The 15,912-nt window shown below is 70.1% G+C and carries 9 protein-coding genes; 1 reads left to right on the top strand and 8 read right to left on the bottom strand.

What is annotated here, in order from left to right:
* Positions 1–40 precede the first annotated feature (40 nt).
* The 4 genes from eccCa to ACFMRZ_RS33430 form a co-directional block, all read right to left on the bottom strand.
* Positions 41–4,048, bottom strand: coding sequence for a type VII secretion protein EccCa (gene eccCa / locus ACFMRZ_RS33445; protein ID WP_400182200.1), 4,008 nt, complete (start codon positions 4,046–4,048; stop codon positions 41–43).
* Positions 4,048–5,598: a type VII secretion protein EccB gene (eccB, locus tag ACFMRZ_RS33440; protein ID WP_280277105.1), complete on the bottom strand. Its 1,551-nt coding sequence runs from the start codon at positions 5,596–5,598 to the stop codon at positions 4,048–4,050. Before eccB ends, eccCa begins: the two co-directional genes overlap by 1 nt.
* A 4-nt stretch (positions 5,599–5,602) precedes the next feature.
* Positions 5,603–7,300 carry a type VII secretion AAA-ATPase EccA gene (eccA, locus tag ACFMRZ_RS33435; RefSeq protein ID WP_280361133.1) on the bottom strand — a complete coding sequence of 566 codons (1,698 nt, stop codon included), beginning with the start codon at positions 7,298–7,300 and terminating at the stop codon, positions 5,603–5,605.
* Between the two features lie 750 nt (positions 7,301–8,050).
* Positions 8,051–9,025, bottom strand: a complete 975-nt coding sequence (locus ACFMRZ_RS33430; protein ID WP_400182199.1) for a C40 family peptidase — start codon at positions 9,023–9,025, stop codon at positions 8,051–8,053.
* A 193-nt stretch (positions 9,026–9,218) separates the two neighbouring features.
* Between ACFMRZ_RS33430 and ACFMRZ_RS33425 the strand changes: the two genes are divergently transcribed.
* Positions 9,219–10,343, top strand: coding sequence for a hypothetical protein (locus tag ACFMRZ_RS33425; protein ID WP_400182198.1), 1,125 nt, complete (start codon positions 9,219–9,221; stop codon positions 10,341–10,343).
* A gap of 334 nt (positions 10,344–10,677) precedes the next feature.
* Here ACFMRZ_RS33425 and ACFMRZ_RS33420 read toward each other — a convergent pair whose 3' ends face one another.
* The 4 genes from ACFMRZ_RS33420 to ACFMRZ_RS33405 all read right to left on the bottom strand — a co-directional run bounded on the left by ACFMRZ_RS33420 (position 10,678) and on the right by ACFMRZ_RS33405 (position 15,910).
* Positions 10,678–12,591 carry a type VII secretion target gene (locus ACFMRZ_RS33420; RefSeq protein ID WP_400182196.1) on the bottom strand — a complete coding sequence of 638 codons (1,914 nt, stop codon included), beginning with the start codon at positions 12,589–12,591 and terminating at the stop codon, positions 10,678–10,680.
* A gap of 77 nt (positions 12,592–12,668) precedes the next feature.
* Positions 12,669–15,203 (bottom strand): hypothetical protein, encoded by a 2,535-nt coding sequence (locus tag ACFMRZ_RS33415; RefSeq protein WP_400182194.1) that lies wholly within the window; start codon positions 15,201–15,203, stop codon positions 12,669–12,671.
* A 7-nt stretch (positions 15,204–15,210) separates the two neighbouring features.
* A complete protein-coding gene (locus ACFMRZ_RS33410) occupies positions 15,211–15,519 on the bottom strand; it encodes a hypothetical protein (protein WP_400182193.1) in 309 nt (102 codons plus the stop codon).
* 31 nt (positions 15,520–15,550) lie between these two features.
* Entirely contained in the window at positions 15,551–15,910 is a 360-nt protein-coding gene (locus tag ACFMRZ_RS33405) for a hypothetical protein (RefSeq protein ID WP_280272477.1), read from the bottom strand.
* Between the last annotated feature and the right edge of the window lie 2 nt (positions 15,911–15,912).

The raw sequence follows: 15,912 nt of genomic DNA, 5'->3' as shown, positions 1-15,912 counted from the left end.
CCCAATCTTGGGAACATACGTCGGCGAAGGTATCCGCGGCTCATTCCGAGTGGGTGGGCATCGCGCCCTGCACCAGGTCGCGGCGGGACTGCAGCGGCTCGACGAAGATGCCGCGGCCCACCGGTTGCTTCGACGGCTTCACGTCGCCGATCAGCATGCCGTCCATCTTGGTGCCGTCCATGATGAGTCCGGCGCAGTTGAGGTTCTTGACCTGCCCGAGCACGCTGTCGTACAGCGCCATGTCGGCCTGCGCGATATTCCGTGCCGCAATGAAGTGGAATCCGGTGTCGCGGCCGTCGACAATCAGATCCTTCAGCGAGTCCAGCGGATTCATCGCGCCGCGCTGCACCACCATGTGATAGTCGTCCACCACGACAAAGATTTCCGGTCCGCTCCACCACGAACGATCCCGCAGTTGCTGGGGCGTGACATTGTCGGGCGGACGGCGTTCACGCATCTTTCGGGCGAATACCGGCAGCGCCTCGATCAGGTCGCGTTCGCTGGTCAGATATCCGACCATTTGCTCCTGCGGAATGGCCTCCATGTGCTGACGGCGATAGTCGACGAGCAGGACGCGCGCCTGATCGGTCGTGAAGCGCGTCCGGATCAATTCCAGCAGCGACCCCAGGACCGTCGTTTTACCGCAACCCGACGACCCGAGAATCGCCATGTGCGGCGAACTGCCGAAATCGATCGTGGCGGGGCCGAGGTCGGATTCCCGCACGCCGAACGGCACGACGAGCCGCTGGGCGAGGGTGGTCGGCTGCGGCATATTCGCGAGGATGTCGGTCAGCACGATCCGGTCCGGCAGCAGCTTCACCGGCGGCGCCTCGCGCCCGGCGTACCGGGTGTTCAGCTCGGCGGTCGCCGCGGTGACCCCGGCCGCAGCCGTCTCCGCGTCACCGACTCCGTCGATGCGCGGCAGCGCGGTGAGCATGTGCAGGCCTTCACTCGAGATGCAGCGTCCGGGGCGGTCCGGCGGAATCGCGGTGACGATGGCGCGGTGCGAGGTGAAGACGGTGTCGGTGAGGTCGCCGAGACGCAGCTCCAGCCGGGTCTGCAACATGTCCTTGATATTCGGCCGGATGGCGGCCCAGCGGGAACTGCTGGCGATGAGATGGATGCCGTAGTTCAGGCCCTGAACCGCGAGCGACTCCATGGTCGGCATGTACTCGTCGTAGAACGGACCGTTGACCGAGAAGCCGATATCCCAGCCGTCGATGACGACGAACACGTCACCGTGCAGATCGCCGCGCGCGGTCAGTTCCGCCGATTCCGCCGGTGAGCTACGGCGGCGGCGGAATTCGCGCATGGTGTCGATGTCCAGTTCGCTGAACAACGCCTGCCGGCTGGCGAGCAGGTTCGTGATCAACGCGAAAGTACGCCGGATGCGGTCGATATCGCGGCCCTGCGCGACCGAGCCGACATGCGGCAGGTGCCGCATGGCCGTGAGGCCGCCGGAGAAGTCCAGGCAGTAGAACTGCACCTGTTCGGGCGTATGCGTCAGGGCGGTCGACATGATCATCGTCTGCAATGCGGTCGACTTGCCCGACTGCGGACCACCGACGACCGCCACGTGCCCGCCGGCCCCCGACAGATCCACCGACCAGACGTCCTGGCGCTGCTGGCGCGGCTTGTCCACGATCGCGACCGGGACGTGCAGGCCGCCCGCCTGCACCGAGGGCACCAGCTTGTCCAGCGTGGGCGGGACGTTCAGCGGCGGCAACCACATCTTGTGCGCGGGGCGGCCGATGCCCGCGAACTGCTGCAGCGTCGTCTCCATCATCGTCACCGGCTCGGCGTCCTGCGTCTCCGGATCCGGCGCCACCGCTTCCTGTTCGATGATCGGCTGCGGCTGGATGTCGATGATGTGCGCGGCCGTGAACTGCTGCGGCGGTCGGTAACCGCCGCCCGCGCGGCGGGCGCGCCGCACCGAGGCCGCCGAGGTCTGTGCGGGCGGGACGTACGGCGAGCCCACGTACGCCGCCTGGAACCGCTGCAACTCGCCGGCGCCCACGCGCAGATATCCGGAGCCGGGCTTCTTCGGCAGGTGGTAGGCGTCGGCGGTGCCGATGGCGTCGCGGGAGTCGCTGGTCTGGTTGGTACGCAAGGCAACTCGGTAGGACAGGTGCGCCTCCAACTCGCCCATCCGGTTCGCCGGGACCTTCTGCGAGGCGAGCAGCAGGTGGATCCGCAGCGAGCGGCCCAACCGGCCGATCGCGACGAACAGTTTCGAGAAGCTCGGGTACTGCTCCAGCAATTCGGCGAACTCGTCGAGGATGACCAGCAGCGTCGGCAGCGGTGGCAGCCGGGCGCCCTGCTCCCGGGCCCGCTCGTAGTCGGCCACGCTGGCGAAGTTCCCGGCGTCGCGCAGGATGCGCTGGCGCCGCGCCATCTCTCCGTTGAGCACGTCCTCCATACGAGTGACGAGGTCGGCTTCCTCCTCCATGTTGGTGACGACGGCGGTGACGTGGTGCAACCGGTCGAAACCGAGGAAGGTGGCGCCACCCTTGAAGTCCACCAGCAGCAGGTTCAGCACGTCCGGCGAGTGCGTCGCGATGGCCGAAAGCACAAGGGTCCGAAGGAATTCCGACTTACCCGAACCGGTGGCGCCGATGCACATGCCGTGCGGGCCCATGCCCTCCTCGGCGGATTCCTTGATGTCGAGATAGACCACGCCGCCCGCCGGGTCGTGACCGAACGGGATGTTCAGCCGCGCCCGGTCGGAATCGCTGCGCTGCACCCAGTGCCGCTCGACCCGGATCGCGCCCGGATCGGGGATACCGACCAGTTCCTCCCAGGACGTGCCGCCGCTGGACTGCTCGGCGACCACGGCCTCCACCACGGTCGAGAGCCGATACGGGGACACGCTGCGGGCCAGCGACGTCATCGCGGGCACCGACATGACGTCGGCCGTCCCGACCTTGCGGGTGCCCCGGCTGTTCACTTCGAACAGCGTCCGCTCGGCATCGACGGTGAACCGCAGCGAGCGCGGCAGGACCTGTTCGACCGGGCCCAGCCGGAGCCAGGTGCAGCCGTCGACACCCGAGATGTCGCGGTCGCTCACGCTCGCGCCCATATCCACGATCAGCAGGAAATGCTTGCGGTCGGCGCTGGGTTCGCTGTTGGCGGAGAACGGCCCGCGGTTGAGGCCGACGAGGACCTTCGCCCGCAATTCGGCCACATTGCGATAGATCATCCGGCTGGACCCGATCGCGTCGGTGTCGCTGGGATGCTGGGTGTGCGGCAGCCACTTCAGCCACGACCACTGCGGCGCATCCGGATCCGACAGCACCGCGGCGACGGCGACCTGGTCGGGTCCGTGGGTCACGACGATCTCCGCGAGCATCGCGCGGACCAGCCCGTACACCCCGTCGTCGGCGCCGTCGAACGCCACCAGCGGCGCCGAGAGCAGGTTGATCGCCACCGGCATCCCGCCGACGGTCGAATACGCCTTCGCGAACCGCGTCAGCTCGACCACGCCGACGGGATCGAGGTCGGAGGTCGGCGCCGCCTCGGGCACGATCACCCGGACCTGGTTGGCGATCCGGCCGCGGCCCACCCGCGCGCGCAGGAACTGCGGGCTGGCGACCTGCACCTCCCACATCCGCGTGGTGCCCACGAGCCGCGACAGCCCTTCCGGGCCGGGATGGGTGTGGCGCAGATAGGTGTGCAGCTCGGTCTCGGCCGTGTGCACGGACTTCCGGTTGTCGGCCAGGCTGCGCAGATAGTCCTTGCGTTCCTCGTTGAGGCTCGCGGAGTTGGAGCCGCCCCCGGCCGCGCCGCCCAGCATGCCGAACATCGACCCCAGCATCATCATGGGGAAGAACAGCATCATCGGTGACAATTGCCCGCCGTTGCGGAACATCATCACCATCATCCCGACCATGGCGGCCACCATGACCACCGGCATAATCATCCGCAGCCGCGAGGCGGGCACCGGTTTGGGCAACTCGGTCGGCGGTTGCAGGCGCAGTTCGGTGACCGCCGGCGCCTTCGGGCCACGCACCATGCGGGCCGGTCGCACGAAACGACGGGTGCTGCTCATTACCCTCCACCTCCCAGCCCGACCGCGGCCACGTCGGGCGTGATGGCGTCGTGCGCGATCTTCGCCTCCTCCTGCGACAGCGCGGGGCCGGGGGCGAACAGCGACACGATGCTCCACGGCGCCAGCACCGGCGTCTGCAGCGCGAGCGAGCGCACCGTCTGGTCGGCGCCGGGCGATTCGGCCTTCACGTTGATCCCGTAGCGCACGCCGCTGTCGGAGATCCAGAACAGCGACTCCCGGCGCGGCGACACCGGATCCGCACCCGTCACCTGCACGAAACGACCGCTGCCGCGGGGCAGATACGCCGCGTCGGCGGTGGCGCCGCCGGAGAACGGCGCGGTCACCAGCGGGGCGGGCCGGTTCTGTTCGTCGGCGCCCAGCGGCAATCGCCGTCCGACCAGCAGTTCGGTCAGCGCGTTCGCATCGTTGCCGGTCTTCGACCAGTGGTAGCAGGTGACCGCGGACTTCTCGGGATCGACCACGCGCACGGGGCGATCCGGGAAGTTCTGGGTGCCCGGCCAGATTCCGGGCCGGAGATTCGCCGCGATCACATCCGGCCCGACCGTGCGGCTACCGGCGATGCCCTGCGAATCGGCATTGCGGATCATCGCCGCCACCACCGCGCTGATCTGGACCACCCCCGACCGCGAGACGACGTAGTACGCTGCGCCACGATCGGGCAGCGACACCGTCAGCACCGCGCCGACCGGCACGGTCAGCCCGGTGACCAGCGTAACCGTCGAGCCCGCCTCGGGAATCTGCGGGACCCGCAGCGGCGCGGTCTCGGGCACGCTGTTGACCAAACCGGGTGACGCGGGCATCACCGGCGCCGTGGCATCGATACCCAGCGCCAGGGCCACCGCGGAATCACCCGGGTCGATGGCGGCCCGCACCACACCGGAACCCTTGCGGTAGATCAGCCAGGTGGTGTTGCCGTCGCGCAGCAGCCGGGCCTCGTCCTCGGCCAGCAGCCGGGTGCTGTCGCCGTCGACGGTCAGGGTGGTGCCGATGGCCGTGGTGCGCACCGGCGACTTGGCCCGCGTCGGCAGGCCGGTCTGCTGGTTGATCGGCGCCGAGGCGCCCATCTGCACGGCGTCGCACACCGCCCAGGACGAGGTGTTGCCGCCGCTGTCCACCATGTTGCCGGGCGCGCCGGGAATGCCGACCGTCGGTCCGCGCGCGTACTTCTCCAGTTCGTCGCGCGACACCGGGACCGGATTGTCGGGCGAGCCGACGATCAGCCGTGCGGAGGCGAGGTTCAGCGCCGGGAACAACCGATCACCCAGATGGACGAACAGCGCGCCGGAGTCCTTGTCCGACACGATCTTCGCCTCGTCGACGTGTTTCGCGGGCTTGAAGAACGCCATCACCGCCGCGCCCGCCACAGCCACACAGGCCAGCGCGACGCCGACCGCCAGGGCCGTGGACCGGCCACGTTGCGGGTCGTCGATCATCGAGGCGTCGCGGCGCACCAGAGCGTGCTCGATCCGGCGCAGCAGGAACCGCCAGCCCGAGATCTGGTGCTTGGTCACCACCCGGAAACGCGCCACGGCGTCAGCCTGTCGTGGAAGGAGCCAACCCGGCCAGCGCGGCACTGATGTCGAAGGCGTCGATCGTCATCAACTCCTCGTTGGTCATTGCGGCCACATCGACGTTGTCCCTGGTGAACCGGTAGTCGCGCTCCGCCTCCGCCGACTCGACCACATTGCGCACGAAGCGCCCGTTGCCGGCGAGATCGATGAGCCGACGGCCCTTGCGGGTCTGCTCGGACAGCTGCTCACAGCGATCCCGCAGCACGCCCCGCGCCTGCTCGGACAGCAGCGAATCCTTCTTGCGCGCAATGTGATCGGCGATCTGGACGAGTTCGTCCGCGCTGTAGCTGGAGAAGCGGATCCGCTTGGTGAACCGGGAGGCCAGGCCGTCGTTGGAGGACAGGAAGCGGTCGATCTCGTCCTCGTATCCGGCGATGATCACGACGAGCTTGTCGCGGTCGTTCTCCATCCGGGCCAGCAGCGTGTCGACGGCTTCCTTGCCGAACGCGTCGCCGCCGGACAGGCCCTCCTGGATCAAGGTGTACGCCTCATCGATGAACAGCACGCCGCCCAGCGCGGAGTCGATGAGCGCGTTGGTCTTCGGCGCGGTGTGCCCGAGGTGCGTGCCGACCATGTCGTTGCGCGAGACCTCCACGACCTCGGCGTTCTCGACGACGCCGAGACCGGCGAGGATCTTGGCGATGACGCGGGCGATGGTGGTCTTGCCGGTGCCCGGCGGGCCGGAGAAGATCAGGTGCTGCGAGCGGCCTTCGACGGCGAGCCCGCGCCGGGCGCGGACCTGGTCCATCAGCACCCCGGACTTCAGCCGGTCGACCTGCTCCTTGACCGAGTCCATGCCGATCTGGGATTGCAGCATCTCCGACGCCTCGGCCAGCAGCGCCTCGCGCTCCTTGCGGGCCTCGGTGGCGGCGGCCTCGGTCGGGTCGTCACCGGTCTTGGGATCCCACTTGTCGCGGCGGGAGGCCAGCAGTTGCGGCGTGGTGACCTCGAGCCGGAATGCCTTGTCGCGCACCGCGCGCTGCCACTCCTCGCGCTCGGGCCACAGCGAGGACCCCTGCAGGCCCTTGAGAACCCGATCGGAGGCCTCGTGATCGCCCGTATGCCGCAACAGCATCCCGAGCAGGAAGTGCGCGTCGGCCCAGATGTAGGAGAGGTTGCCCGAGGAGCTGTCCTCGACGATCCGCTGCGCCCGCGGCATCGCCTCGCCGTAACGGCCGAGATGGGTCAGCGCCTGCGCGGCCATCAGTTCGGCGGCGATGTCGAGCAGTCCGTCGTCCAGCATCGGCCGGTCCGACCGGGCACTGAGCACGTCGGTCCACCGGGCGGTGCGGAAGTACAGCGACATCCGCACGAAGGCGGACACGTCGTCGCGGGGCACCTCGTCGAGGATCGACTCGGCCTCCTGCCACTCGCCGGCCGCGGCGTACGAGCACGCCTGGGCGATCGCGATCTGGTCGCGGTCGGCCATCGCGACGCGCAGCCCGTACATCCCGATCTCGACCTGACACCACAGCGACCGGTCGACCAGGCCCGCGCGCTGCTGATCGCGATACAGATTGTGCACCGAACGATAGGCGCCGTAGATCACCTCGGACGTGACCTCACCCGCCATGGCACGACCCAGCCAGGCGTCGCACATATCCGGGTCCAGGTCGGTTGCCGCCCGGAAGGCCGCTGTTGCCTGTGCTTCATTGCGCACGCCCCCGGCGACCAACCCCAAAGATTGAACACCTGTGTAGAACGCGTCCTCGGCCGCTGACACCTGGACTTCCCTTTCGCCATGTCGCCTGCCCGAACGATAGACACACCGGACTCGGCAACCACGAATAAACCTTCCCAGATTTGAGAAGGGACGATCCGTGGCCACCTAGTTAACTGCCGGTGGACAGAAAATTATAACGTTATTGAACGGCCCATTATATAGCGATAGTATCCGATCGGGTCGTGCCTTCCCACCAATCCTCATGGTGCGACCTCCACGGCAGCGGCCGGTGAGCAATCCCCTCCCGGCCGCTGTCCCTGTCCGGACATGGCTGTCAGCAAGTTTCATCGACCCCGTCGACACGCCCGACATTCATCGGATGATCCATCAGCGATACCGCGCCACCTGCGCGGACGGACTGTCAGAAATTATTCTCACGTTCCACTATTGAATGAGCCGTTGTTTAGCGGTACATTGATCTCAGGGTCAACGGTTCCTCATCCCGCTGACCCTCTCCGGGACGGCGGCCCGGGGGCCGCGATCCGGCCACCAGCCGCCGCGAAGGAAGGTAGTTCCCTCTATGTGGCTGTCGGACCCCCTCATCCCGACAGCTTCGCCGCGCTGTGGCCGGAGGGCCGGTAACCTGCCGGCCACAGTGCGGCACCTGCCTGTCCGAGTCGGCATTCGCGCTCGACACGGCTGTGCCTTCGAATCTCCCGCGCCTGGAACCTCAGGTCCCGCGCCGGATCACATCACCCGCACGACGACCGCGTCGCTGGGCATCCGCGACCAGCGCACCGTCGATCCCGAGTGCGGCGCCTCGATGACCATGCCGCCGCCGGCCGCCAGCTGCACGTGCTCGGGCCCCCGCATGCTGAACGAACTGGCCGGGAAGACCAGATCGCCGGGCCGCACGTCCTGCGGGGGGATCCGGACGCCGCTGTAGATCTGCTCGTAGGTCGTGCGCGGCAGATGCACGCGGCCGTCGGTGGCCTCCGCGACGGCGTACTGCGTGAGACCCGAGCAGTCGAAACCACCGCCGGTGGGACCGCCCGCACCGCCGCCGCCCCAGATGTACGGGGTGCCCAGCCAAGCGCTCGCGGCCTGCACGGCATTGCCGCCGGCCGTACCGTCCGAGGCGATCGGCTTGCCCATGCGTGGCAAACGAGTGGGACCGTGCGACGCGGACGACGACACCGCCCGCGACCGCCGGCGCCGGCGCCGCCGCGTCGGCGTCGCCGCATGCCGCTGGCGCTGTTTGGGCATGGGCGGCGGCGAGATCTGCGCGGCCTGCCGCTGCGCCGCGGCGACATCGGCGTCGACCTGACGGGTGGCGCCGGTGATCGTCTGGTGCGCGACGTCGAGCATCGCGGGGCCGCTGAAGCGCGAATCGCCGATCGACGCGATCGCCCGCAGCCGGGCCTGCAGGTCGGAGATCTGATTGCTGATGTGATTACGCCCGTTGACGGTGTCGTTGCCGGCCGACCCGACGGCCTGATGGACGACGCCGTCCTTGTCCGCGTGCGTCTGCACCACCGAGGCCTGCATGGCCCGCGAGTCGGCGTAGCCGTTGGAGCCCACGCCGCGGTGGCCGTTCGTCACGCTCTCGGTGATATCGCGCAGCGCGGCGGCCTGAGCGGCCGGGTTGGGCTGCCCGGCGCCGTAGAGACCCAGCAGATTACGCAGGACCGAGTCCACATCGTCTGTCAGTGCCGGCGCCATACGACCTCGCCATCGTCCATCACCGACTGCCTTTCAATGTTCGGGCCAGCACACTGCACCGGCGCGAATCACGCGGAATGCGCACGCAGAAGTTGTCAACGACTATGCGCTATAGCATCTCCCGATCGAAACGCCTCTCCTTCCCAGTCTCGGGAAGAAGTAACAATGGGAGGGAATTCGAGGAGGCGAAGGTATGACGGCGAGTACTGCGGAATCCGGTCTCGGCAATCCGTTGTCGCTCCTCACCGGGCAATCGGCGACCACCGGCGGAGCCCCGCAGCAGTTCGCCTCGCTGCTCGGCGGCACCCCGCCCATACTGAACACGGGCGAGACCGATGTGGCCGACGAAGAAAAAGGCGTGGGTGAGCACTACTGGCCGGTCGAGCTGCACCGGCCGGGCGGTGCGTCGGCCGGGCTGAAGGCCGTCATCCAGCTCGCCGAGACCGCCATCCAGACCGCCGTCGACCTCCTCGGCCGTGGCACCCCCGTGCTGCCGCCCAAGGTGGACGACCTGCTGAAGCCGGCGGTGTACGAGGACCTCGGCGAAGGCAAGGCCTCCGAGGAGTACACCGAGGCCTTCGACAAGGTCCAGAAGCGCCAGAAGGCCCTGGTAGGGCTGGACGACGAGGTGGTGAAGGCGGCGATCGTCGTCGCCGACGGCAAGGACAAGACCCTCGCCGCGATCAAGAACATCGTCAAGGCCCTCAACGCCAAACTGGAGGCGGTGGGCGGCGGCAAGCTCAAGGCCGCCCAGGAGCAGCAGCTGATGACGCTGATCGCCCGCGCGGTGGAGGCGGTCTACAAGCTGGTCAACGCGGCGGCGGAGGTCAACGACGCGGTCGCGGGCGGCTCCGAGGGCGCAGCCCAGGGCGCCGCTCAGGCCGGTGGTGGGGGTGGCGACGCCAGTTCGCTGGCCTCCCTGCTCCCGATGCTGGCGATGATCCCGATGGGCCTGATGTCTTTGGCGCCCACGGTGATCGACATGGCCCAGAAGTTCAACGAGAAGCAGCAGGAACAGGCCGCCGGCGGCGCTCCCCCCGCCGACCCGAACGCGGCGCCCGGCGCCCCCGACGCGGCCCTCGCGGCCGCGCCGCCCGGCGACCCGACCGCACAGCCGCCGGAGGGCACCGCCCAGCCGGCGGGCGGCCCCAACAACTCGACCGGCGCCGCGGTCCTACCCGCCGCCGGCCCCCTGCGCGCCCGCCGCGACCGCCCCGCCGGGAACAACCCCGCCGCCCCGGACAAGGCCGAGGATCCCGAACACCCCGACTCGGGCGACGACGGTACAGCCGTCGCCGGAGCCCAGATCGTCACCTGATCGACACCGAAACCCCCTGCGCCACAAAGCTTTCCGGCGCAGTCGTCGCCGTTGCACCGGCCCTGCAAAGCATTCGCGTAATGCCGTGCGCTGCGCCGCACGGTATCGCGTCATCCCGGACCCCCGGGGCGTCCATACACGCCTGCGTTCAACGCCATCCTTTGCCCCCGCAAGGCAACTCCGTCATTCCGGCGTCCCCTGCCCGCAAGGCAACCTCGTCATTCCGGATGACGAGAACCTTGGGACGCGCCGGATGACGAGACCCGACGCACGCCCTGATCGCCGCTGACAAGTCGTGTCGTGCCCCGTCTTCCGCGGGAAGACGGGGCAGGCGTCACGACTGGCCCTGGGTGCCTCCCGGGGGCGGCGTAGCGGGCGGTGCCACGGCGGTCGTGGGGGCGGAAACCGTTGGCGGAGCGCTGACCTGGCTGCCGGGCGCGGATACCGAAGTCGGCGGAGCGGCCGGGCGGGCAACGCGCTCGTCCACGGCGGTGGAGACCGCTGCGGGGGGCGCGACGAACTGCGGATGTTCGACGATCTGGGCGTGCGCGTACACCGCGTCGCGGAGTTGCTGGCGGGTCGGCTCGTCGGCCAGCAGCAACGCCAGTTCGTTGCACCGCCGTTCGAACACCATCGCGCGCAACGCGGGATTGTCGTCCACCCGCAGCGCCCCCGGCTCCACGCGGCCCACGTCGACCCGCCGCGACAGCATCGCCGCCGCCAGCAGGTCGTCGGCGTCGCGCAGTTCCCGCCACAGGGCGGCCGGGACCTCCTGACCGTTCTGCAGCGCGCCGATGATGCGCTGCCGCACCCCGCGCGACAGCGCGGCCTCCGCGGGCGTCGAGCCCGCGCGACCGACCTGCGCATGCGCCTCGGATGCCAACTCGAGACAGGTGGCGCGGACGCGGTTGTCCGGGACCGAGGCGACGTGTTGCAGCGCCTCCGCCGAACCGGTGAGACCGAGGCGATCGGCCGTGTCCACGGTGAACACCCGCAGATCGAGGGCGTCGGACGGACCGACGAGACCCTCCATCGGCACGTCGGCGAACCGGTTGCGCAGGCTCGGGTCCAACGGCCCGGACGACACCAGCGCGCTCAGCCGCGCACCGGCCTTCGGGCCCCAGGCCAGGCCGAACTCGACCAGGATGCGGGCCGGGTCCGAGACACCCTCCCAGGGCGATCCGACTTCGTCCGTATCGGACAGGACCTCGTCCCACGACCAGGGCGTGGACACCTCCTGGGGCAGGAACACCCCGGCGGGCAGCCACCCGCGACCCTCGTTGGAGGTGATGAACACGCCCGCGCCGGCCGGTCCGCGCAACACCGCGACGGACCAGTGCAGGCCGACGGCCGAGGTGTCCGCGGCGGCCAGGACACCGCCGAGCAGCGTCTTGGCGAGCACCAGATCCTCGTCCACCGCGTCACCGACCACATAGGCGGGCTCGGCCGCCTCGTCCTTGGCCTTCGCCACGGCCGCCGCGAACGGCGTGGCGACGGGCATCGGCGGGACGTCGGACCGCGCGCCGGAGGACTGCGCGCCCGCCCGGTCGTCGAACGGACCGGCCCCCGGCCCGCCACCCGGTCCGCCGCCGGGACCACCCGGCGGGATCGAACCGACCGGCGGCACAACCGAACTCGCCGGTGCGGTACCCGTGGCTCCCGGGCCGCCGGACGACGCCGCGGCCGGGACGCTGCCCTGTCCGGCGGTGTCGGCTCCGGTCACCGCGGGCGACTGCCGGCCGTTGTCGGTCCCCGTCGGACCGCCTTCCGGCCCGGAGGGCCCCGACGGCCCCGCGCCGTTCGGGCCGGTACCGCCGGGAGGCCCGCCCGCCGGTCCACCCGGCGGGGCGCCCGTGGGTCCCCCTCCCGGAGGACCGGAGGGCGGGGTCGTACTCGGGCCACCGGGTGTCGCCGGAGCCAGCGGTTGCGGGTTGACGTTGTCGCCCGCCATCTTGATGTCGTGGCTGCCGTCCTGGTCGGCGCGCTCGTAGGCGAGCGCGGCCTCGCGCAGCGAATTCGCGGTGTACTGGTGTTCGTCGGCGAGTGCGTTACCGGCGCGTTCGCGCGCCGTGTAATACCGCACCAGCGCCTGATGGACCGGGTGCGCGATTTTCCCGTACGTTTCGGGAAATGCGTTGAGCCAATCCGAAGGGGGCTCCGCCCATTTCCGCGTGTCGTCGGCGATTCCGTCGTGCTTTTCGGCCAGCTGACGCAACAAGTCGGGATCGATGTACACGTTGTCCGGCATGTCGTATCAGATCCTTTCCCAGCACCGACGTGCTCATTGTCGCGCCTTCCCAGCAGTGGCAGGAGTATGTCGCCGCGTTATCGCCGCCGATCGGGGCCGGTGCTGATGGTGGAACGCTGTCGTGCCGCCGCCTGGTCCGCGGCGGCCGCGGCCATCCGGCCGAACAGTGGATGGTCGACGATCTGCCCGTGCGCGTACACCGTGTCGCGCAGGGTCTGCCGGGTCGGATCGGCCGCCAGCAACAGCACGGCTTCGTTGCAGCGCCGCTCGAACGCCAGCGCGCGCACCGCCGCCGTCCCGGAGGCCGAGCGCGGATCGGACTCCTCGTTCCGCAACTGCCCGACCGCGATTCGCGACACGTCGGCACGCAACGGCAGCACCGACGCCGCCATCAGGTCGTCGATATCACGCAGTTCCTCCCACCACTCGGCCGAGACCTCCCGGCCGTGCTGCATCGCACCCAGAATCCGTTCCCGCAGCGCGGGCGCGCCCAGGGTCCCGGGATTGCCCGCATTCGTCTTGCCCACCCGCACGTGCGCGTCGACGGCGAGTTCGAGACAGCGGCCCCGGAGCCGTTCCGGCCGGACACCCGACACCTGATCCAGCAGTCGCGGCGCGCCCACCAGGCCGAGCCGGTCCTCCAAACCGCTTGCGGGAACCGTGTAGTCCATCGTCGGCGCGGCCTCGACCGAACCCTCGGCCGCGATATCGCCGAGCTGGCGCAGCATGTCGGCATCGATCGGCGCGGACGAGACCAGCGCGGACAGGGCCGCACCGGATTTGACGCCCCACGCCGCCGCGAACTCCACCAGGATCCGGGCGGGATCGGCCAGGCCCTCCCACGGCGCCTGCTCCGACACCGACCACGTCCACGGGGTCGACAGCTCGCGGGGCAGGTAGACCCCGGCGGGCAACCAGCCCCGGCCCTCGTTGGAGGTCACGAACGCGCTGACCCCGCCGGAATTGCGCATCACCGACACCGCCCACGACACTCCCAGCGCGCTGGTCTCGGCGGCGGCGAGCAGGCTGCTCAGCAGCGACCGCGCCAGCACCAGGTCGCCGTTCACCCGCTCCCCGACGACGAACGACGGGCCGGAGGCCGCGATCATGGCGAAACCGACTGCCTCCCTGAGCTTCTCGTGCCCGTCCGAGGCGTCCGCGGGAACCTCCCCCGCCGCCACGCGACGATCCTCGACGCCGGTCTTGTCGGGCGGTTGCGGGCGCACGGGCGTCGGTTTGCCGGCCGCGGTCGACGCGCTCGACGGCGGCGGCCCGGATCCGGCCGTTATCTTCGGGCTGCCCGCGGGCGTCTTCGAATCGACCGGCGGCGGCGCCTTCACCTCCGGCGCCGACACCGACCGCGCACGATCCGGCGGTCCGGCGGGTGTGGCGGATACCGGGCCCGGCCGGGACGTGGACGTGCCCGCCTGCGAGGTGGTGCCAGGCGTCGTCGCCTGCGCGGGCACGACGCCCATCGGCGTACCGAACGGCAGCGACGGATTCGCGGCATCGGCCGGTCCGGCATTGTCGGACATGGCATTTCGCGTCGAGGTGGCCCCGGCGTCGGGTCCGTCGGCGTGCTCCCCGGCCGTCGAGTCGTGCGTACCGGGCCGGCCGTGCGCCGCGGATCCCGGTTCGTCCAGGGCCGACTGCGGTCCGTCGCTGTGCCCGCCGTCGGCGTGCGCGGGGCCGCCCGCGGTCACGGGACCGGCCGGGGCATAACCGGGAGCGGAACCGCTCGGAGCCGTCGAGACCGGGCCGGTACCCGCCGTGACCGGCGGCGCGCCGGGCGGGACGTCCGAGGGTCCGGCAGGGTCGCCGGTGGGCGAGTGCGGACCCTGCGGGAATCCCGGCAGCTGCGGCAGGCCGTCCGGTCCCATCGGTCCGTCGGGACCCCAGTGGACAGGCAGCGGGAACGGATAATTCGGCCCGCCGGGCAGCGTGTCGCCCGGACCGCCGGGACCCGGTCCGCCCGGACCCGGACCGGTCGGCCCGGTGTGCGGCCCCCCGGGCGCGCCGGGGTGCCCGGGATCCCAGTGGCCGGGCGGGTAGTGTCCCGGCGACCCGTGTGTCCACGGCCCGGGCAGTCCGAGCGCCTCGGCCATCAGAGACAGTTCGGGCAGTCCGTTGGGCCCGATCTCCTGCAGCGACAACGCGACCCGCTCGTCCACGGCCCGCCGCGCGGTGTCGATGATCCCGGCTACCCGCCGGGTCTCCTCCTCGGAATTGTCGCCGTCGCCGTCGGTGTCCTCGGCTCTGCCGTTGCCGATCGCGCGGGTGGCCTCGTCGACGATGTCGAGAATCTTGTTCCGGGTCCGGTACACCAGATCGGAGAGGCGCCCATAGGTGTCGGCCGCGGCGACCAGCGCGTCGACGAACGCCTGCGGCGTTCCCCGTTGGGCGAGCATGTCCTGTTTCACCGGATCCAGCCCGTGGCTGGCCCGCACCCGCTCGTCGAACGCGCGCCGGGCGCTCTCGGCTTCCTGCGGGTCGATCGCGGCGGCGCCGTCGCGGGCCTTCGTCTCGAGCGCGTGCCAGTCGCCCGGCGAGATCGCCGGCCAGTTGTTCTGGACGATCGCGCCCCAATACGGGCTGTTCTGCTCCGGCTCCATCCCGTACTCAGACGGGTTCGGCCCGGTGCACCTGCAAGCCGCCGTCGATATCGGCATTCGCCAGCACGGTGGTGGTCTCCGTGGCGTTCTGGTTGGTCGTGGTGGCGTAGCCCGCGTGCTCGGGCGTCGCCTGCCGGAGCATCGCCGGAATCAGCCGATGCACACCGACGCCGCCGTAGTCCAGCGGGGAGCGCGGGCCGTGCGGCAGGGTCAGATCGTCGGCGACGGCGTCGACATGATCGGTGACCGACGTGACGGCCGCGCGGAACTTTCCGGCGGCGGCTATCACCTCGTCCGGCTCGTCCATATCCAGCATGTCGCTGCTCCTGTTCTCTCGGTGCGGACGCTCAGGCGGACTGGCCGAACTCGGCGTTCTCCATGGCCCGGTAGGACGTTTCGGTCGGCAGGTCGAACGCGTCGATGGTGTAGGGCCGGGCGCCGTTGCGTTCCATCTCGGCCCGCAGGCCGACGCGAGACTTGGCATGGGCGAGCCGGGCGAGCCGCACGATCTCCTTGGACAGCCACGCGTCGCCGTTCTCGCGGGCGTCGTCGGTGAGGTGCAGGCCCACGATCTCACCGTCACCGTTGCAGGCGACCCCGGCCGTGTGGTCGGGATTGAAGACCTCGTAGATCGTGTGCTGCCGATCCGGCGGTGGCGCTTGTACGACCTCTTCGTCGAACTCGTCCGCGTCGAAATTCACGGTCATGT

The organism is Nocardia sp. N2S4-5 (assembly GCF_044628355.1).
Classification (GTDB): Bacteria; Actinomycetota; Actinomycetes; order Mycobacteriales; family Mycobacteriaceae; genus Nocardia; species Nocardia wallacei_B.
The sequence above is the reverse complement of the archived record's forward strand: the minus strand, read 5'-3'. Positions and strand labels throughout refer to the sequence as shown.